The sequence below is a fragment of the Paraburkholderia ribeironis genome, from assembly GCF_900019265.1.
GTDB classification, from domain to species: Bacteria; Pseudomonadota; Gammaproteobacteria; order Burkholderiales; family Burkholderiaceae; genus Paraburkholderia; species Paraburkholderia ribeironis.
Genome location: NZ_CYGX02000055.1, coordinates 27,063 through 46,181 on the forward strand (window position 1 = coordinate 27,063; position 19,119 = coordinate 46,181).

Annotated in this window: 15 protein-coding genes; 2 read left to right on the forward strand and 13 right to left on the reverse strand. The window is 63.3% G+C overall.

The features are described from left to right. Nucleotides 1–21: 21 nt before the first annotated feature. The 3 genes from BN2475_RS23800 to BN2475_RS23810 all read right to left on the reverse strand — a co-directional run bounded on the left by BN2475_RS23800 (nucleotide 22) and on the right by BN2475_RS23810 (nucleotide 2,691). Nucleotides 22–1,029 carry a zinc-dependent alcohol dehydrogenase family protein gene (locus BN2475_RS23800; protein ID WP_094781936.1) on the reverse strand — a complete coding sequence of 336 codons (1,008 nt, stop codon included), beginning with the start codon at nucleotides 1,027–1,029 and terminating at the stop codon, nucleotides 22–24. 166 nt (nucleotides 1,030–1,195) lie between these two features. Next, the gene (gene hmuQ / locus BN2475_RS23805; protein ID WP_094781937.1) at nucleotides 1,196–1,510 is read right to left on the reverse strand and encodes a heme-degrading protein HmuQ; all 315 of its coding nucleotides are present in this window, start codon (nucleotides 1,508–1,510) and stop codon (nucleotides 1,196–1,198) included. 191 nt (nucleotides 1,511–1,701) lie between these two features. Next, the gene (locus BN2475_RS23810) at nucleotides 1,702–2,691 is read right to left on the reverse strand and encodes an O-fucosyltransferase family protein (protein WP_094781938.1); all 990 of its coding nucleotides are present in this window, start codon (nucleotides 2,689–2,691) and stop codon (nucleotides 1,702–1,704) included. A 324-nt stretch (nucleotides 2,692–3,015) separates the two neighbouring features. On the opposite strand from BN2475_RS23810, the gene copM reads away from it, so the two are divergent. After that, nucleotides 3,016–3,414, forward strand: a complete 399-nt coding sequence (copM, locus tag BN2475_RS23815) for a CopM family metallochaperone (RefSeq protein WP_094781939.1) — start codon at nucleotides 3,016–3,018, stop codon at nucleotides 3,412–3,414. Nucleotides 3,415–3,492: 78 nt separating this feature from the next. On the opposite strand, the gene BN2475_RS23820 is transcribed toward copM, so the two are convergent. The 7 genes from BN2475_RS23820 to gtdA all read right to left on the reverse strand — a co-directional run bounded on the left by BN2475_RS23820 (nucleotide 3,493) and on the right by gtdA (nucleotide 12,522). Further along, the gene (locus tag BN2475_RS23820; RefSeq protein ID WP_094781940.1) at nucleotides 3,493–4,737 is read right to left on the reverse strand and encodes an MFS transporter; all 1,245 of its coding nucleotides are present in this window, start codon (nucleotides 4,735–4,737) and stop codon (nucleotides 3,493–3,495) included. 166 nt (nucleotides 4,738–4,903) lie between these two features. After that, a complete protein-coding gene (locus tag BN2475_RS23825) occupies nucleotides 4,904–6,274 on the reverse strand; it encodes a cytochrome c peroxidase (protein WP_094781941.1) in 1,371 nt (456 codons plus the stop codon). Between the two features lie 707 nt (nucleotides 6,275–6,981). Continuing rightward, nucleotides 6,982–8,379 (reverse strand): MFS transporter, encoded by a 1,398-nt coding sequence (locus tag BN2475_RS23830; protein ID WP_094781942.1) that lies wholly within the window; start codon nucleotides 8,377–8,379, stop codon nucleotides 6,982–6,984. Between the two features lie 86 nt (nucleotides 8,380–8,465). Further along, on the reverse strand, nucleotides 8,466–9,674 hold the full coding sequence (locus tag BN2475_RS23835; protein WP_094781943.1) for a 3-hydroxybenzoate 6-monooxygenase: 1,209 nt from the start codon (nucleotides 9,672–9,674) through the stop codon (nucleotides 8,466–8,468). Nucleotides 9,675–9,906: 232 nt separating this feature from the next. After that, a complete protein-coding gene (gene maiA / locus BN2475_RS23840) occupies nucleotides 9,907–10,551 on the reverse strand; it encodes a maleylacetoacetate isomerase (RefSeq protein WP_094781944.1) in 645 nt (214 codons plus the stop codon). Between the two features lie 59 nt (nucleotides 10,552–10,610). Beyond that, nucleotides 10,611–11,309, reverse strand: coding sequence for a fumarylacetoacetate hydrolase family protein (locus BN2475_RS23845; protein WP_094781945.1), 699 nt, complete (start codon nucleotides 11,307–11,309; stop codon nucleotides 10,611–10,613). A 166-nt stretch (nucleotides 11,310–11,475) separates the two neighbouring features. After that, nucleotides 11,476–12,522 carry a gentisate 1,2-dioxygenase gene (gene gtdA, locus BN2475_RS23850; RefSeq protein ID WP_094781946.1) on the reverse strand — a complete coding sequence of 349 codons (1,047 nt, stop codon included), beginning with the start codon at nucleotides 12,520–12,522 and terminating at the stop codon, nucleotides 11,476–11,478. A gap of 167 nt (nucleotides 12,523–12,689) precedes the next feature. On the opposite strand from gtdA, the gene BN2475_RS23855 reads away from it, so the two are divergent. Continuing rightward, nucleotides 12,690–13,631, forward strand: a complete 942-nt coding sequence (locus BN2475_RS23855; RefSeq protein ID WP_094781947.1) for a LysR substrate-binding domain-containing protein — start codon at nucleotides 12,690–12,692, stop codon at nucleotides 13,629–13,631. An 86-nt stretch (nucleotides 13,632–13,717) separates the two neighbouring features. Here BN2475_RS23855 and prpF read toward each other — a convergent pair whose 3' ends face one another. From prpF to prpC, 3 genes are all read right to left on the reverse strand, one after another. After that, nucleotides 13,718–14,905: a 2-methylaconitate cis-trans isomerase PrpF gene (prpF, locus tag BN2475_RS23860; RefSeq protein ID WP_094781948.1), complete on the reverse strand. Its 1,188-nt coding sequence runs from the start codon at nucleotides 14,903–14,905 to the stop codon at nucleotides 13,718–13,720. 175 nt (nucleotides 14,906–15,080) lie between these two features. After that, nucleotides 15,081–17,678, reverse strand: coding sequence for a Fe/S-dependent 2-methylisocitrate dehydratase AcnD (gene acnD / locus BN2475_RS23865; protein WP_094781949.1), 2,598 nt, complete (start codon nucleotides 17,676–17,678; stop codon nucleotides 15,081–15,083). Nucleotides 17,679–18,033: 355 nt separating this feature from the next. After that, nucleotides 18,034–19,119: bifunctional 2-methylcitrate synthase/citrate synthase (prpC, locus tag BN2475_RS23870; protein WP_094781950.1), on the reverse strand; the 1,086-nt coding region annotated here is incomplete at its 5' end.

The window sequence follows — 19,119 nt, forward strand, 5'->3', positions numbered from 1 at the left end:
CACTCTCGCATGCCAGTGCGCTCACATCGTTACGCAAATCTTCCCGAAGTGAGCACCCGACTCCTCGTGCCGGAACGCATCGCCAAGTTTGTCCAGATCGAACGTGCTGTCGATCACCGGCTTGATGCCCGTGACTTCCAACGCCCGAATCATCTCCAGCTGATCGTGCCGGCTGCCGACGATCAGCCCCTGCAGGCGCTGCTGTCTGGCCATCAGCGCGGCGGTCGGCACCGGTCCCGCGCGTCCGGTCAGCACGCCGATCAGCGCGATGTGGCCGCCGATCCGGCATGCCGTAATCGATTGCGGCAGCGTACCCGGGCCGCCCACCTCGATCACATGATCGACGCCGCGCCCATCCGTCAGTCGGCGAACCTGCTTGCCCCATTCTGGATTGTCGCGATAGTTGATGGTGTGGTCGGCGCCGAGCGTACGAAGCCTGGCCAGTTTCGCATCCGATGACGACGTGGCGATCACCGCGGCGCCCATCGCTTTCGCGATCTGCAAGCCGAAGATCGACACGCCGCCGGTGCCGAGCACGAGCACCGTGCTGCCCGCCTTCAGTTGACCGTCGACCACGAGCGCGCGCCACGCGGTCAGCCCGGCCGTGGTCAGGGTTGCGGCTTCGGCGTGACTGTAGCCGCGCGGTGCGTGCGTGAAGTAGTGGCTCGGCAACACGACGACCTCGCGAGCGTAACCGTCGACGCCATCGCCGGGTGTGGTTTTGAAATCGCCGACCGCCGGCGGGCCGCTTTCCCAGAACGGGAAGAAGCATGACACCACGTGGTCGCCGACCTTGAATCCGGTGACGCCTTCGCCGACCGCCTCGACGACGCCCGCGCCATCCGCCATCGGAATCCGGCCTGCTTCGGCAGGCAGATTGCCGCTCACCACGCCATAGTCATGGAAGTTCAGCGAGCTCGCGTGAATACGCACACGCAGTTGCCCCGCCACGGGCTGACCGGGGTCCGCCAGGTCGACGACCTGGAGATTCGCGATGGTGGCCGGCGAACCAATCTTGATGGCTTTCATGGGTCCATTCCTTTGTGAGTTGCGCGGGCGCGCCGCAAGCACGCGTCGGAGTCACCCGGCTCGCACCGCAGAGCGTGCCGCGCAGTGAAGACTGAGCTTGCCGGTCGAACGTCGCGCCGAGCGACGCGTTGTCGACCGAAATCGTCAGCATGGCCAGCGACGTGGACTACTTCACGGTCTGGATGACTTCGAAGCCCTCGAACTCCGGATGCCCGAGATAGAGCACGCGGTTTTCGTTGCCGGCGCTGCGATGCGCGGCCCGAAAGGCGTCGGATTTGGTCCACGCCTCGAAGTCCGCGCGCTCGCGCCAGATCGTATGACTCGAATACAGAACGTGATCTTCCTTTTGCGGCCCCTTCAGCAGATGAAATTCAATGAAGCCTGGAACCTCTTTCAAATGGGTGTCGCGAGAAATCCACACATGCTCGAATGCGGCCTCGGACCCGGGCGTCACTTTGAAACGGTTCATGGCGATATACATGCTGTCGGCCTCTTTGCAATGGCAATGCGGTTGGCAGATTGCGGGCTCTTCTGCTAACTCGCTGTCGAACCCGCGACGCAAATTCTAATTATAGGCGTGCGTCAGCGGACGCCTTGGGGCCGCGCGCTGCTAACCGCTGACTACGCACCAGGCAACAGGCAATAAGTAAAAATAAGCAAATAGGCCCGACCTCAAGCTGCCTTTGCCCGTTCTTCGTTTTCCCGTTCCGCCCTCTCTCGCTCCACCTGTTCAAGCCAGAGCCGGCTGTCGGGGAACCAGAATGCGTCCAGGCGCGGAGGCGACACGAGTTTCACCGGTAGCGACGGATTGAATATCTTCGACCACGCGGACAGATACGACGGCGTCTTGACGAGGAATCCGCAATTGGCGAGCAGCAGGCTGGACACGAGCGCCTCGCGGCCGATTTCGAGTCCGGCATAGCCGCTGAAATGAACCGGCAACCCGGCACGCGCGAGCAGTTTTGCCGGCGCGACTTTAACCGGCTTGCGAAACGGCCACGCGGTGAAGTAGTCGAGAAATGCCGGCTCATCGCTCGAGACGAAAATGGTCTTGAGTTGCGGATGGTCGGCGAGCGTCGCTTCCACTTGGCGGCAGAACTCCTGCCAGGGAACCGGAACGGCTTCCAGCCTCTTGTCGGTGCCCCTGAAATGCACGCCGAGCGTCGTCTTGCCGATCCCTAGCGTGTGGCAGATCGCGGCGACTTCCCGCTCGAGCGGCGCGGCCACACGGTAATGCGAGAAGAAGAGTTCGCTTGCACTGGGGAGTCGAAGCCGGGTTTCGTAGCGCTGGCGAAAACCCAACTGAACCAGGTCGCGAACCGTCGACGTTCTCACCCTGCGCGAGCCCTCAACGGTCGTGTGGGTCCTCACCGGCTCGAAGAAAGTCGAGAACCAGTCCAGCTTTCCTTCGGGATCGCCGTAAAGTCCGCGGCGCGCGCTGATGCATGGGACCAGACTCTTTTCGTCGCAATACATCAAGATAAACAGGACCATCTGCATCACGGAAAAGAAACCGGAGTTTTCCCGAATCTCGATGGCGAACACGCCTCCGTTCAAACGCTGCGTTGCGTGCAGCGAAAGCCGACGAGGTGTGGCGATGGAATGCTTGAACCCTTCGCTGCGTCGGAACTGTTTCGCCCGATCGACGACCTTTCTCAACATGCCGCACTCCTGATTGTTTAGACGTTATTCGCAACGGCACGGCTTGGGTACGACGAAGACGGTCCAGAATAGCAGCCTCACTGGAACTTTCGAGTAAGTTTGCCTTGACTCGGTGACCTGGCGCACATAGAACCGGTAAGGTTTTACCTAGTGAATCATGCTTGACCTTACCGCGATGGCAAGGCCCACGCTTGAGATCCGATGCAGTCGGGAATGGCCCGCGCCTGGTTAAACTTTGGCTTCCCGGGCGCACGCTCATTCGAAACAGCCTGCATTCAATCTCCAACCAGGCTTTTATCCACTTCTATCAACGGAAAATCCACGATGACAAACCTTCGCGTGTTGCGTTTCCTTTGTTCGTTCAGCGGCTTGACGCTTGCCATGGCAGCCATGCCGGTGCACGCCCAGCAACCGGCCGCAATGCCCGGCATGCATATGTCCGGCCCGGCGCACGCGGGTTCGGACGAATCGACGCAAGGCTTCAAAGCCGCCGACGACAGGATGATGCACGGCATGAGCGAGCCTGAATACACCGGCGACGCCGACAAGGACTTCGTCGCTCACATGATTCCGCATCATCAGGGGGCGATCGACATGGCGCAGGTGCAACTGAAATACGGCAAGGACCCGGAGTTGAAGCGGCTGGCCCGAAACATCATCAAGGCTCAGCAGGACGAGATCGCGTTCATGCATCGCTGGCAGGCGAAGCACGGCGCGAAGTAAGCAGCGCTTCACCACCGCGCTGACGCGCCAATGAGGCGCCTGCGGCGTGGCATGCGTACTGCCCTGCCGCCCGACGCATCACCATAGCGGCCGCTTTCGGAATAGCGGCCTCATCGCGAGCAAACCGATGATCGGTCCAGGCAGCAGCAACCACGCGACGCGTACATCGAGCGAATGGTAGGCGCTCGTCGACCACAGGATCGAGCACGCCGACAGGAAAAAGCCAAAGCAGTTCTGAAGCGTCAACGCGCCGCCAATCTTGTCGGCGGGACAGGCCTTGACCGACAGCGCGGAGAATTGTGGCGAATCGGCAATCACGCTGATGCCCCAGACGAGCAATAGCGCAAGCTGACCCACGGTTCCAAGCGCCGACGAAAGCGGATAGACCGCGCACAGCGTGCCCGATGTCGCCAGCGCGAGCGCGGCGGTTCGCGCACTGCCGACCGACTTGCTCAACCTGCCGCCGAGCAGGCATCCAATCGCACCGATCGCGATGATCAGGAACGACCACAGCGCGATGCCACTGGCCGGCTCCTGCGCGCCGCCCGCGAACGCCCGCTGAACCAGCAGCGGCGTGAGCGTCCAGAACGCGTACAGCTCCCACATATGCCCGAAATAGCCGAGCGCGGCCGCACGAAACTCGCGGATCCGCAGGACCTGCCCTACTCCCGCCGCCAATCCCGCGCGACGCTTGCCGGCGTGCCGCGCGTGCGGCCCTTCGCCGAGCGAAACGACCAGCAGCGCGCCAATCACCGCGAGCATCGACGAAGCCAGCACCACGGTTTGCCAGGGAACGGTCGAGAGCAATGCACGAATCGCATGCACCGATGCCGTACCGAGCGTCAGCATGGCGACCAGCAACGCGAGCGTCTGCGCGGCCCGGCGCGGGTCCCATGACACCAGCAGCTTCATCCCGAGCGGATAGATCCCGGCAAGCGCGACACCCACGCCGAACCGGAATGCGATCGCCGACGCGAGCCCTGTACTGCACAGTGCAAAGAGCGCGTTCAGCGCCGCGCCGAGCACGCCGCAAACGCCGAACACCTTGCTGGCGGAAACCCGATCCGCGAGCCCGGTGGTCGCGGAGAGCAGCGTTCCGACGATAAAACCCGCCTGCACCGCATTCGTCAGCCAGCCGATCCCGGACGCGTTCAACTGCCACGCTATCTGCAAGTCGCGCATCGCACCGTTCGCGCTGAACCACAACGAGGTGCCGAGCAGCTGGGCGATGGCGATTACCAGCACGGCGCGGTTGGCCCTTGCCGCGCTACGTGCCGCCTCGGCAGGATTGACCGCGTCCGCCGCATCCAGCCTGTCCTGCATGTTGCCTCCTCCACTCCGATCTTCTACCCGGCCTGCGCATGAGCCACGGTCGTCGAACGCGTTCCTTTCACGCGACCTGAACTTACCCGAGCGACTATAAGTTGTTGCAGACCAGGAGGCAACTGGGCCGCCATCGGCTTTCCGTCGGCCGCGTTTCCAACCGCCGCTACTTCCCGGTCAACGAGTTCAGGAAAGCCACCAGCGCTTTCACATCGTCATCCGACGCGTCTTTCCCCACCTGATACTTCAACATGATACGCACTGCCTGGCTTAGATCGGTCACACTGCCGTCGTGCAGATACGGCGCGGTCAAAGCGATGTTACGCAGCGTCGGCGTCTTGAAGCGATGGAAATCCTGCGCATCGTGGCTGACGTTTTCACGGCCGTTGTCCACCGTGGTCATAGGCGTATCGCGATCGGCGAAATAGTCGCCATGCAGGCCGAGACGCTCGAATGACTGGCCGCCGAGATTCTTCCCGACGTGACACGTAGCACACCGATTCGCCTTGAACAGCTGATAGCCGTGCAACTCCTCGGCACTCAGCGCCGTCTTGTCGCCACGCAGATACGCATCGAAACGGCTTGGTGTAAGCAGGGTTTTCTCGAACTCGGCAATTGCATTGGTAATGTTCTTGCCGGAGTAACCATCGGGATACACCCCTTCGAATTGGCGGGTCAACGACGGGTCCTGGTTCAGTTTATCGATGATCTGCTGCCATGACGTCGACGCCATTTCGATCGGGTTGAGCGGCGGCCCGCCAGCCTGAGCCTGCAATCCATCGGCACGACCGTCCCAGAACTGGGCACGATTGAGGACTGCGTTGAACACCGTGGGCGCGTTGATCGGGCCCACCTGCCCACCCACGCCGAGCGAGGTCTTGCGTCCATCGACACCGCCTTTCGACAGCGCATGGCAACTCGCGCACGATATGGTGTTGTCCGCCGACAAACGCGGATCATGAAAAAGCTCCCTACCGAGCGACACCTTGCGAGCGTCGACGGGAATGGATTTCGGTAACGGTTGGACCGGTTCGTTGCTGAACTCCGGCGCAACACCCGGCGTTGCGTAGTACGCCTTGCGCTGGCTGGCGATCCAGTCCAGCAGCATGCGCCGGTCGCTGTCGCTCAGACCGGTGCTCCAGTGCACCGATCGGAACAGTCTGGGCGGCATCGAGCCGTCGCTGGCCACGAACTCGAGCTTCGCGAGATCGGCTTCGGCAGGCGGCGTCCCATCGCGCAGGTTGTCGAATAGCGCATCGATCTGGAAATTTTTCAGCCCCCGTTCGACATCGTAGCGGGACAACTGGCTCATGCCCGGCAAGCGTGCATAGGCGGGCAGCACGGTTTGCCGGGAGTGACAGTAATAACAGGCCTTCTCGTCCAGCAATCTCCTGATCTGGCCACCTTCCACCACATTTGACGCCTGCGGTATCGACCGTTCCGCATAGCTTGTGTCGTGGAAATACGCGTAGCCCGACAGACCCAGATATCCGAGCACGGCCAGACTACCGAATGCAATCAATAATTTTCTAATCATTTTTATCACCAGAAAGTATTAAGGCAAACCAGCACATCCGCACACGAGGCCAGAATCACAACTGGAATCGCATTTAAAAATTGACAATCGTCAATTCGATTCGCATAACTAATCAAATAGCATGAAGTGGGAGGTGCGCTTTTCCGCATCACTCAAGCAGCTAGAAAAATACCGAGGAACTCGTATTTATCACACAACCTGGTGAACTTCAATGTTTTATAAGCAATGGATACTTTTTGGGAGTTGGATTAAAGTTAAAACCATTAATTGTTAAAAATCATTTTGCACATTTTGCAAAGAGAAGACGCAAATCATATTCATTATTTAATTGAAAACCGATTCGTTAGATAGGGCTGTGCGCGCACCTATTGGGCATTCGGCCGGACGAGTCGTGCGACGCCGGCGAATCCTGCATGTCGGCCTTCATGCTCGGCAGTGGTGCAATGGGTGGGCGGCGATCCTGCGCGCGCAGCGACTCCGCGCAGCAACAGTTTGAAGAAGCATTGGCAGCAGCGATGCCGCGGCTTTCGTAGCCGCAGCATGCCCGGTTCGGTACCGTGCGCGAAGATCAAGTAGTCGATATCGCGCGGGCTCGGGTCAAACCGGAACGATCACCGAGCGGCGCAATAGACGATCAGCACCGGAACACGATAGCCATGATGGAGCAATTTTGTTTTTCTATTTCCACCACTGACGACACCGCGTCATCAACGCGACGCCGTCCGTTCGATCAACGGCGTCGCCGGCCCAGCGTGCGACTGGCTGCCTCTGAACAGACCGAACATCAGCATCGACACGCCGGCGATCACAGCGGGCACCCCGACGGTCATAAACAGCGCCGGCATCGTCATGCCGGCCGTGAGCATCGCGCCGCCGGCAATCGAACCCACCACCGATCCGCTACGCCCAACGCCATTGGCCCAACTCACGCCAGTCGCGCGACAATCGGTCGGATAGAAGGCTGCCGACAGCGCATTGGCGCCGACCTGCGACCCCGACACGCAGAAGCCCGCGCCGAACACGGCCAGCGCAGCCAGCCACGGCGTTGCCGTGAGGTTGCCGATAGCCGCGATAAACAACCCGGCCAGGGTGTAACTCGCGGCCAGCACAAGGTGCGGATTCACCCGGTCCATCAGCCAGCCCAGCACGATCGCGCCGACCGTGCCGCCCACCTGAAACATCGCGGTCACGAGCGCCGCCGTTTGCAGTGTCACACCGGTGGAGCGCAGCAGCGTCGGCAGCCAGCTCGACAACAGATAGATCACGAGCAGGCTCATGAAGAACGTCAGCCACAGCAGGATCGTGCCGCGCAGCAGACTCGGCAGGAACAGCCCCGCGATCGGCGAGCCGGCCGCGCTAGCGTCCGAGGTCACAAACGACGCGTGCGTGAAATCCTCCTGCGGCGCGATACGACGCAAAATGGCCGCAATCTGCTGCGCCGGGCAGCCGGTGGCAGCCAGATAGCGAACCGACTCCGGCAACCACCCGCCGAGCACCGGCAGCAACAGCAACGGTGCGACGCCGCCCGTCAGCAGCACTGCGCGCCAGCCGTAGTGTTCGATCAGCGCGGCCGCGACGAGTCCGCCGAGCGCGGAGCCGACCGTGAAGCCGCAGAACATCGTCGTCACGAGGAACGAACGGCGCGCGGCGGGACAGTATTCGGAAGTCAGTGTGATCGCGTTGGGCATCGCGGCGCCGAGACCCATGCCCGTCAGAAAGCGCAACGCGATCAACGCGCCCAGCGAGTTCGCCCATGCGGACGCGGCGCTCGCCACGCCAAAACCCAGCACGCAAATCAGCAGCAGACGCTTGCGGCCCAACCGGTCGGCGAACGGCCCGAATAGCAGCGCGCCGGCCATCAGTCCGGCCAACCCCGCGCCGAACACGGGCGCGAGTTGTGATGGCGCAAGCTGCCACTGCGCACGAATGGCCGGCGCAATGAAGCCAATCGCGGCCGTGTCGAAACCGTCGATCGCGACGATCAGAAAGCACAGAACGACGATCACCGCCTGAAAGCGTGATACGCCGTTGCGGTCGATCACATCGGCGATATTGAGGACCCGCGCGGTCTGCGGCGGGTGCGAGCGGGCGTGTTGCTCGGTCATGGGTGTCTCCTCCGGGTTTATGGATTGATCTCGCGTTGATCTCGCGTTGATCTCGCGTTGATCTCGCGATACGCCTGCCGTGCGCGCTACAGCGCGTCTTTCAGGCAGTCTTGCGCACGCCAGCCGTGCAACCAGTGCAACGCGTCGTAAAACTGCGCCTGCATGCGACCGGTCCACAAGGAATTGCGCACGAGTCGCTCAACCCCTTTCGCGTGATAGATGCGGCCCATCTCGCGCGCCGAATACAGCACGCGGGCGGTGCGCGGAATCCGCGCCTTCTCATACAGCGCGAACGCCGCTTCGAAGTCGCCGTCGGTGGCGGCGACCGCGGCGCCGAGCGTCACGGCATCCTCGAGCGCCTGACATGCGCCTTGCGCGAGGTATTGCGTCATCGGATGCGCGGCATCGCCGAGCACCGTCGCCCGGCCGAAGCTCCAGCGTTCGACCGGATCGCGGTCCGCGGTCGCCCAGCGCTTCCACGAAGTCGGGCGGTCCAGCATCTGATGTGGCAGCGGATGAATGCCTTCGAAATACGACATCACTTCGGCCTTGCTGCCTTCGCGCACGCCCCATTCCTCCTGTTCCCGGCTGTGGAACGTGACGACCAGGTTGTACTGCTGGCCGCCGCGCAGCGGGTAATGCACGAGGTGGCAATGGGGTCCAGCCCACACCACGGGGGCGTTGATCTTGAGGTCCGGCGGCATGTTGTCCGCCTCGACCACGGCGCGATAGACGACATGTCCGGTGACGCGGTGAGCGTCGCCGATCAGTGCGTCGCGCACGGCCGACTTCACGCCGTCGCAACCGACCACCGCATCGGCGCGATACCGCTCGCCGTGCTGGTCGATCACGGTCACGCCGGTTTCGTCCTGCGCGATCGTTTTCACCTGGGTGTTGGTGCGGAACTGGATCAGCGGATGCTCGCGGACCGCTTCGAGAATCGACAGATGGATGTCCGCGCGATGAATGACGGCATACGGATTGCCGAAGTGCGCGCGATACGGTGCGCCGACGTCGATGCGGACGATTTCGCGGCCGTCGATCGCGTCCATCATCTTCATGAAGTCGGTGAACACCGCGCGACTGCGCGCCGCCTCGCCGACACCCAATGCGTCGAGCGCATTGAACGCATTGGCGGCAAGCTGGATGCCCGCGCCGATCTCGCCGATCTGCGCCGCCTGTTCCAGCAATTGCACCGCGATGCCCTGGCGGGCCAGCGCGAGCGCCGCGGCAAGGCCGCCGATGCCGCCGCCTACTACGATTACGCGTCGTTGGTGCGGATGTGTGTTGCTCATGTCTGTCTCCTGTCGACCAGAGTTGGCGCTTCAGCGCTTACTCCAGGCCCTCAGCGGTCGACCAGAGTTCGCGCTTCAGCGCGTTACTCTGGTCCTATGCTGAGGTCTGACTGGAGTTAGCGCTTCAGCGCTTACTCCAGGCCCTCAGCGGTCGGCCGGAGTTGGCGCTTTAGCGCCTTACTCTGGTCCCATGCAAAGCTCTTACTCCGGTCCCATGCAAAGCTACAAAGCGTCAAGCGATGTAATCCGGCTGAACTTGTGGCTGTGCGGCTGCGAACGCCGGATGTTCGAGCGCATGACCATAGATGGCGAGACTGCGCGGATACGGGCTCAGATCGCAACCCATGCGCTGCGCGTTCGCGATTTGCGGCACGAGACAGCAATCCGCGAGCGTCGGCTGCGTGCCGAAGCACCACGGCCCGGCATCGCCGGAACGGGTGAGCAGCCGCTCCACGGCCGTCATACCTTGCGCGATCCAGTGCCGATACCACGCATCCTTCTGCTCGGCCGTCACGTTCAGCACGTCCTGCAGATAACGCAGCACGCGCAGATTGTTGACCGGATGGATGTCGCAGGAAATCAGGTCCGCCACTTCGAGCACGCGTGCGCGCTCGACGGACCCCGACGGAATCAGACGCGGCTGCGGATACTGGGCGTCGAGATAGTCGATGATGGCGAGCGACTGGCCAAGCCTGAACTCGCCGTCCACGAGCGCCGGCACTGCGGCGCCCGGGTTGACGCCATCGACGTACTGCGCGTCGCGCTGTTCGCCGATGCGGATGTTGACCGGCACGCAGTCATAGGCGACACCCTTGAGCGCCAGCGCGATGCGCACGCGGTACGACGTCGAACTGTTGAAAAAACTATAAAGCTGCACGATTAAATCCTGTTTCCGATTCGTATTGCCGCCGGAGTCGATGCTGATTGGCGGACGACTCAGACCACCCGCACGTTCAGTTCACCGAGCCGCTCCACGCCGACCGTCATCAGCTCGCCACGCTTGACCGCACCCACGCCTTCCGGTGTGCCCGTGTAGATCACGTCGCCCGGTTCGAGACGGAAAAACTTCGACAGATCCGCGACCGTTTCCGCGACCGACCAGATCAGATGCGACACGTCGCTCTTCTGCTTCGTCTCGCCATTCACGTTCAGCCACACGCCGCCCTGCACGAAGTGTCCGACTTCGCTCGCGCGATGGATCGGACCGATTGGCGCCGAGCGGTCGAACGCCTTGCCGATTTCCCACGGTCGCCCCATTTCGCGCATTTTCATCTGCAGGTCGCGGCGGGTCATGTCGAGACCGACTGCATAGCCCCATACGTGGTCGAGCGCATCGTCGAGCGCGATATCCGAGCCGCCCTTGCCGATCACCGCAACCAGCTCCGCCTCGAAGTGATAGTTCTGGGTTTGCGACGGATACGCGAGCTCCAGCGTGTGGCCATCCGCCACCGGCACGACGGCGTCGGCCGGCTTGCAGAAGAAGAACGGCGGCTCGCGGTCCGGATCGAAACCCATCTCACGCGCATGCGCTGCGTAGTTGCGACCGACGCAATAGACACGACGGACTGCGAAGTGATCGTCGCTACCGGCGACAGGAACGGCGATGGGCGCCTCGGGTGTAAAGACGAATGCCATGTTTCGGATCTCGCTTGCTGACAAAATTGGTGGAGAAGGACGTGCCCAACGTGGGCGCGGAGCATTACGCTGCTCCCGCGCGCCGTGGTTGATGGACTTGTCTGGATGCGCTGCCCGGTTGCGTCGCTCAGATACGTCGCTCAGTTGCGCCGCTCAGTTGCGTCGCTCAGTTGCGTTGCTCCCGCAGCAGATTGAGCGCCGCGAGCACAGGCCGGTCCGAGTAGCTAAAAAGAACGCTGTCCTGCGACGCAAACAGCCGCACGGGTTGCCACGACGGCGCGACGAATACGTCGTGCGCGTCGAACGCGAATTCGCTCTCGCCGATGTGCACGGTGCCGCGCCCTTCGACCACGCAATAGACGGTCGCGTCGGTGCTCTGGTACGAGCGGCCCGCAAAGCCCGCAGGCAGAAACTGCATAAAGGTCGCCATGGTCGGCATTGGCCAGCCGCCCGTCGCGGGATTCACGTAGCGAAGCTTGACGCCGTCCCACGCGTCCAGCTCGCCGTTCCGATACAGCGCGTCGAGCGCTTCCCGGCTGCGTTCGTACGGATAACTGAAGATCGGCGAAGTCGGATCGGTAACGCGATGCCGGACCGGCGCCATGTTGTGACCGAAGCGGGCGAAGCTGTCGCCTTCGTGGCGCGACACCGGTTGCGTCGCCTGCGGATAGTTCTCGGCAAAGCCCGCGTCGAGACTCGCGACCAGCGGAATGTCGAGGCCATCGAGCCAGACGACCGGCTCGCCACCTTCTTCGATGGACCGGTTGCCGTGGTCATGCCACGTCCACGACGGCGTGATGATGAAGTCGCCCGGATGCATCGTGGTGCGCTCGCCGTCGACTGCCGTCCATGCGCCCTGTCCTTCGACAATGAAGCGCAGCGCCGACTGCGTATGCCGGTGGCTCGGCGCAATCTCGCCGGGCAGGATCAACTGCAAGCCGGCGTACAGGCTCGGCGTCATGCTCGATTTGCCGGGCAAACCGGGGTTTTCGAGGACCAGCACGCGCCGCACCGCTTCTTCCGCACTGATCACGGCTCCCGCCTGCATCACGAGGTCGCGCACCTGCGCGTATTTCCAGATTGCGGGCTGGGCTTTCGGACAGGGCTGTTTGGGAACCAGGTTGTGCAGCGATTCCCACAGCGGCGTCAGACGCTGACGCGCGATGGCTTCGTAGTAGGCCGAGCGTTGCGCGTGCTGAGTGGGTGCATTCATGCGTGTCTCCGGTATTGGGGCAGCGCCGGCGGCGGGCCTGGTAGTGGGGCCGCCAGTGCGAACGGGATCGTTGTGATGCATTTATAGAGCATTCAGCCATAACCGGTAAAATAATGAAATGTTCTCTCCTATAATTTTTTGGACATACCTTATCGAGGGAAGCAATCATGGACTGGACTTACCGGCTGCGTCTGCGGCACTTGCAAGTGCTGCTGAGCCTCGCGGCGACGGGCAACCTCAGCCAGTCCGCGGCCGCGCTCAACTCGACGCAGCCCGGCCTGTCGAAATGGCTGAAGGAACTCGAGGAAGACGTGGGCTTGCCGCTCTTCGAGCGTCACGCACGCGGGTTGCGGCCTACGGCTTACGGCGAGGCGCTGATCGAGCACGCGCGGCGAATCGAGGCGCGGCTGGACAATGCGCGCGACGACATGCAGGCGCTGCGCGACGGCGGCAGCGGACTGGTGACGATCGGCACATCGGGGGTCGCGGCAGCCGATACGGTGCCGCTCGCGGTGTCGCGGCTATTGCAGCAGATGCCGCGCGCACAGGTGCGGCTCCAGGAAAGCACGATGAACCTGCTGTTTCCGCAATTGATTCGTGGCGAGCTGGATATCGTGGTCGGCCGTTCGGCGCAGGCCTGCGACGACCCGCAAGTGTGTGCGGAAACGCTCTACTTGGAACCGATCCATTTCGTCGCCCGGCCGGGGCACCCGCTCGTCGCGCGTAATGCGTTGAGCTGGGACGACGTGGCGGCATATTCGTGGATCGTGTGGCCGCAGGGCACACCGGTGCGCAACGCGATGGACGCCGCGCTCGCGGAAGCGGGACGATCGATCCCAAGCCATTTCGTCGAGTCCAACTCGTCGATGCTGAACATCACGTTGCTGAATCACACCGATCTGCTCGGGGTCGCGTCGCATCGCGCGGCGCTGCGCTTCGAACGGCTCAATACATTGCGGATTCTGCGCATCGAGCTGTCCGGCGCCGGCTCGGTATCGATGTACTGGCGTGCCGATAGTGTCGAGCGGGCCGCCGTGGCATTGGCGGTCGAGTGTCTGCGCGACAGCGCCCGCATCTTGCCGGGTGATGCGGGCATGGGGGAGCATTGAGCGGATTCGAAATGCCCTGCTACGACGCGATCAGCGGCTCCGCCTCGTCCGCGTAGCCTTCCGTGCCGCTGATCCGGACGGGCATCTCACCGTTCCTGCGGCACCCGCACCCAGCCCTCCATCAATACCCGCGCGCTGCGGCTCATGATGGCCTTCGTCACGGTCCACTCGCCGCCGCTCTCGCTCGCTTGCGCGCCCACGCGCAACGTCCCCGATGGATGCCCGAAGCGCACCGCCTCGCGCTCGCCGCCACCGGCCGCCAGATTCACCAGCGTTCCCGGAATCGCCGCGGCCGTGCCGATCGCGACCGCCGCTGTGCCCATCATCGCGTGATGCAGCTTGCCCATCGACATCGCCCGCACCAGCAGGTCGACGTCGCCCGCGCCGACGCGCTTGCCGCTCGACGCGACGTAATCGGCCGGCTTGGCGACGAAGGCGATCTTCGGCGTGTGCTGCCGCGTCGCGATCTCGTCGAGATGCTTGATGAGGCCCATGCGCAACGCGCCATGCGCGCGAATGATCTCGAACCTGGCCAGCGCTTTCTCGTCGCTATTGATCGCGTCCTGTAACTCCGTGCCGGTGTAGCCGAGCGCCTGCGCGTCGACGAAGATGGTCGGAATGCCCGCGTTGATCATGGTTGCCTTCAACGTGCCGACGCCCGGCACCTCGAGGTCGTCGACGAGCTTGCCGGTGGGGAACATCGAGCCCCCGGCGCCCTCTTCTTCCGCCGCCGGGTCCATGAATTCGAGCTGGACTTCCGCTGCGGGAAAGGTCACGCCGTCGAGTTCGAAGTCGCCGGTTTCCTGCACCGCGCCATCGGTGATCGGCACACGCGCGATGATCGTCTTGCCGATGTTGGCTTGCCAGACACGCACGATGGCCACGCCGTCGCGCGGAATGCGGCTCGCGTCGACGAGGCCCGCGCTGATCGCGAACGGCCCGACGGCGGCCGAGAGATTGCCGCAATTGCCGCTCCAGTCGACGAACGCCTTATCGATCGACACCTGACCGAACAGATAGTCCACGTCGTGATCGGGCCGATTGCTTGCGGAAACGATCACCGTCTTGCTGGTGCTCGACGTCGCGCCGCCCATCCCGTCGATCTGCTTGCCGTACGGGTCGGGGCTGCCGATCACGCGCATCAGCAGCGCATCGCGAGCGGCGCCCGGCATCTGGGCCGCTTCGGGCAAATCCTGCAGGCGGAAAAACACGCCCTTGCTGGTCCCGCCACGCATATAGGTGGCCGGAATCCTGATCTGGGGTTGGTGAGCCATGAAAGTCGTGTCCTGATGTGAGCGGGCGGTATGGCATGCAATGCCACACCGCCCCGTGCTGCGTTATGTTCGTCGCTGAACCGCCTGTGCCGGCGTTTCGGGCGGCCTGCTCAAGCCGGGCTGATTCGGTCAGCCTCAACCGGTTTCAAGCGGTCTCAACCGGCCTCGACCGGTGTCAAGCAGCCGCCTTGGTCGACTCCAGAAAGTCCTGCGCAAAGCGTTGCAACACGCCGCCCGCCTCGTAGATCGAGACCTCTTCGGCGGTGTCGAGCCGGCACGTCACCGGCACCTCGACGCGCTCGCCGTTGCGGCGCTGGATCACCAGCGTCAGATCGGCGCGCGGCTTGCGCTCGCCGATCACATCGAAGGTTTCCGTACCGTCGATGCCAAGCGTGATGCGATTCACGCCGGGCTTGAACTCCAGCGGCAACACGCCCATCCCCACCAGGTTGGTGCGGTGAATGCGCTCGAACCCTTCCGCGACGATCGCTTCGGTGCCGGCAAGGCGCACGCCTTTAGCCGCCCAGTCACGCGACGACCCCTGGCCGTAGTCGGCCCCGGCGATCACGATCAGCGGCTGCTTGCGCTCCATGTAGGTTTCGATCGCTTCCCACATGCGCGTGATCTTGCCCTCGGGCTCGATGCGCGCCAACGAACCGGCCTTCACCTCGCCGTCTTCGAACACCATCTCGTTCTTCAGCGTGGGGTTCGCGAAGGTCGCGCGCTGCGCGGTCAGGTGATCGCCGCGGTGGGTCGCGTAGGAATTGAAGTCCTCTTCCGGCAGGCCCATCTTCGCGAGGTATTCGCCCGCCGCGCTGTCCAGCAGAATCGCGTTGGACGGCGACAGGTGATCCGTCGTGATGTTGTCGCCCAGCACCGCGAGCGGGCGCATCCCCTTGAGCGTGCGCTCACCAGCGAGCGCGCCTTCCCAATACGGCGGACGGCGAATGTAAGTGCTCATCTCGCGCCAGTCGTACAACGGATCGGCTTGCACGCCCGTATCCGCGGACACCGCGAACATTGGTTCGTACACCTTGCGAAATTGCGCCGGCTTCACGCTCGACGCGACGATCGCATCGATCTCCTCGTCCGACGGCCAGATGTCCTTCAGCGTGACGGCATGGCCGTCGGCGTCGACGCCGAGCACGTCCTTCTCGATGTCGAAACGGATCGTGCCCGCAATCGCATACGCCACCACGAGCGGCGGCGACGCGAGAAACGCCTGCTTCGCGTACGGATGGATGCGGCCGTCGAAGTTGCGATTGCCGGACAGCACGGCGGTCGCATACAGATCGCGCTCCACCACTTCCTTCTGGATCGCCGGGTCCAGCGCGCCCGACATGCCGTTGCACGACGTGCACGCATACGCGACCACGCCGAAGCCCAGTTGTTCCAGCTCCGGCAACAGCCCGGCCTCTTCGAGGTACAACGTGACCGCCTTCGAGCCCGGCGCGAGCGAGGTCTTCGCCCACGGCTTGCGGGTCAGTCCGCGCCGGTTCGCGTTGCGCGCGAGCAGGCCGGCGGCGATCATGTTGCGCGGATTGTTGGTGTTCGTACAGCTGGTGATCGCGGCAATGATCACCGCGCCGTCCGGCATCCGGCCCGGCTCGTTCTCCACCTTGCCGCTGATGCCGCGCGCCGCCAGCTCCGCAACCGGCAAACGGCGATGCGGGTTGGACGGCCCGGCCAGCGTGCGCACCACGCTGGAAAGGTCGAACTTCAGCACGCGTTCATACTCCGCGTGCTTCAGCGTATCGGCCCACAGGCCGGTGTGCTTCGCGTAGGTTTCCACCAGCTTGACGAGTTCGTCGTCGCGGCCCGTGAGCTTCAGGTACTTGATGGTCTGCTCGTCGATATAGAACATCGCGGCCGTCGCGCCGAACTCGGGCGCCATGTTGGCGATGGTCGCGCGGTCGCCGAGCGTGAGCCGCGCCGTGCCCTCGCCATAGAATTCGAGGTACGCGCCGACCACTTTTTCCTTGCGCAGGAATTCGGTCAGGGAGAGCACGACGTCGGTCGCGGTGATGCCCTCGCCCGGCTTGCCCGTCAGCTCCACGCCGACGATGTCCGGCAGGCGCATATACGACGCGCGGCCCAGCATCACGCTTTCCGCTTCGAGACCGCCCACGCCGATCGCGATCACGCCGAGTGCGTCCACCATCGGCGTATGCGAGTCGGTGCCGACCAGCGTATCGGGAAAGGCCACGCCGTCTTTCACCTGCACCACCGGGCTCATCCGTTCCAGATTGATCTGATGCAGGATGCCGTTGCCCGGCGGAATCACGTCGACGTTTCTGAACGCGCGTTTGGTCCAGTTGATGAAGTCGAAGCGGTCTTCGTTGCGGCGGTCTTCGATCGCGCGGTTCTTCGCGAACGCATCCGGGTCGAAGCCGCCGCACTCGACGGCGAGCGAGTGATCGACAACCAGTTGCGTCGGCACCACCGGATTGACCAGCGCCGGGTCGCCGCCTTGCGCGGCAATCGCATCGCGCAAGCCCGCGAGGTCGACCAATGCGGTCTGGCCGAGGATGTCATGACACACGACGCGCGCCGGGAACCATGGGAAATCCAGTTCACGCTTGCGCTCGATGATCTGCCTGAGCGACGCGGTCAGCGTCGCCGGATCGCAGCGGCGCACGAGATTTTCGGCCAGCACGCGCGACGTGTACGGCAGCTTGTCGTAGGCGCCGGGCTCGATCGCATCGACCGCGGCACGCGTGTCGAAGAAATCGAGTTGGGTGCCGGGTAGGCGTTTGCGGTTTGCTGTATTCATGGCGTAGGGAACAGAACAGTAATGAGCCGGGACATGCCGGCGCCGATCATACTCAGCGGTGCATTGGTGGGCGGCGCTTCGCTGGCGGATCGATCGGATAGTGGTCGGATAGTTTCAGTAGTTTAGCGCGCTGATTTGCAGCCACTCGTTTGCATGGTTGCCCATGCCGCTGCCTGAACCGCCGTAAAGAGCGGCCTTGACTCGAGGCGTCGGGTGTCGGCGAGTCAAGGCCAACTTCATTACATCACGCGACCGCGATGCAACGCCGGGAAGCAACGGCGCGGACCTGCTCGCGCGACTTTGCGATTACGCGGGCAACGACGTGAGAACGCTTTCGCTCGCCGTCGGATCGCCGTCAGACGCGTTTCGCGAGTGGCACGAACGGCAGGTCGTCCGGTCCGGTGTAATTCGCGCTCGGCCGGATGATCTTGTTGTCGATGCGCTGCTCGATGATGTGCGCGCTCCAGCCGGCCGTGCGCGAGATCACGAAGAGCGGCGTGAACATTGCCGTCGGCACGCCCATCATGTGATACGACACCGCGCTGAACCAGTCCAGATTCGGGAACATCTTCTTCGCGTCCCACATCACCGACTCCAGCCGCCCGGCAATGCTGAACAGCTTGGTGTTGCCCGCTTCCTTCGAGAGCTTGTGCGCGACTTCCTTGATGACCTTGTTGCGCGGATCCGAGATCGTGTACACCGGATGGCCGAAGCCGATCACCACTTCCTTGTTCTCCACGCGCCGGCGGATGTCGGCTTCCGCCTCGTCCGGGCTCTGGTAGCGCGACTGGATCTCGAACGCGGCCTCGTTCGCCCCGCCGTGCTTCGGCCCGCGCAGCGCGCCGATCGCGCCGGTGATCGCCGAGTAGATGTCCGAGCCCGTGCCCGCGATCACGCGGCCGGTGAAGGTCGACGCGTTGAATTCATGCTCGGCGTACAGGTTCAGCGACACGTGCATCGCGTCGACCCACGACTTCGACGGCGCCGCGCCGTGCAGCAGATGCAGGAAGTGGCCGCCGATCGAGTCGTCGTCGGTCTCCACCTCGATGCGCCTGCCGTTGTGCGCGTAGTGATACCAGTACAGCAGCATCGAGCCGAGCGAGGCCATCAGCTTGTCGGCGATGCCGCGTGCACCCGCCAGGTTGTGATCGTCCTTCTCCGGCAGCACGGTGCCGAGCACCGACACGCCGGTGCGCATCACGTCCATCGGATGCGCGGCCGCGGGAATCCATTCGAGCGCGGCCTTGACGTTCGCGGGCAGCCCGCGCAGGCCCTTGAGCTTCGTCTTGTAGGCCGTCAGTTCGGCCTGGGTCGGCAGCTTCCCGTGCACCAGCAGGTACGCGATCTCCTCGAATTCGCAAGCCTCTGCGAGGTCGAGAATGTCGTAGCCACGGTAGTGCAGATCGTTGCCGGTCTTGCCGACCGTGCACAGCGCGGTGTT

What these genes read in the sequence shown, in the direction of transcription:
- BN2475_RS23800 (WP_094781936.1), bottom strand. Translation starts at nt 1,029, where the DNA reads ATGAAAGCCATCAAGATTGGTTCGCCGGCCACCATCGCGAATCTCCAG.
- BN2475_RS23835 (WP_094781943.1), bottom strand. Translation starts at nt 9,674, where the DNA reads ATGAGCAACACACATCCGCACCAACGACGCGTAATCGTAGTAGGCGGC.
- BN2475_RS23845 (WP_094781945.1), bottom strand. Translation starts at nt 11,309, where the DNA reads ATGGCATTCGTCTTTACACCCGAGGCGCCCATCGCCGTTCCTGTCGCC.
- BN2475_RS23855 (WP_094781947.1), top strand. Translation starts at nt 12,690, where the DNA reads ATGGACTGGACTTACCGGCTGCGTCTGCGGCACTTGCAAGTGCTGCTG.
- gtdA (WP_094781946.1), bottom strand. Translation starts at nt 12,522, where the DNA reads ATGAATGCACCCACTCAGCACGCGCAACGCTCGGCCTACTACGAAGCC.
- BN2475_RS23830 (WP_094781942.1), bottom strand. Translation starts at nt 8,379, where the DNA reads ATGACCGAGCAACACGCCCGCTCGCACCCGCCGCAGACCGCGCGGGTC.
- prpF (WP_094781948.1), bottom strand. Translation starts at nt 14,905, where the DNA reads ATGGCTCACCAACCCCAGATCAGGATTCCGGCCACCTATATGCGTGGC.
- BN2475_RS23810 (WP_094781938.1), bottom strand. Translation starts at nt 2,691, where the DNA reads ATGTTGAGAAAGGTCGTCGATCGGGCGAAACAGTTCCGACGCAGCGAA.
- acnD (WP_094781949.1), bottom strand. Translation starts at nt 17,678, where the DNA reads ATGAATACAGCAAACCGCAAACGCCTACCCGGCACCCAACTCGATTTC.
- BN2475_RS23820 (WP_094781940.1), bottom strand. Translation starts at nt 4,737, where the DNA reads ATGCAGGACAGGCTGGATGCGGCGGACGCGGTCAATCCTGCCGAGGCG.
- hmuQ (WP_094781937.1), bottom strand. Translation starts at nt 1,510, where the DNA reads ATGTATATCGCCATGAACCGTTTCAAAGTGACGCCCGGGTCCGAGGCC.
- BN2475_RS23825 (WP_094781941.1), bottom strand. Translation starts at nt 6,274, where the DNA reads ATGATTAGAAAATTATTGATTGCATTCGGTAGTCTGGCCGTGCTCGGA.
- copM (WP_094781939.1), top strand. Translation starts at nt 3,016, where the DNA reads ATGACAAACCTTCGCGTGTTGCGTTTCCTTTGTTCGTTCAGCGGCTTG.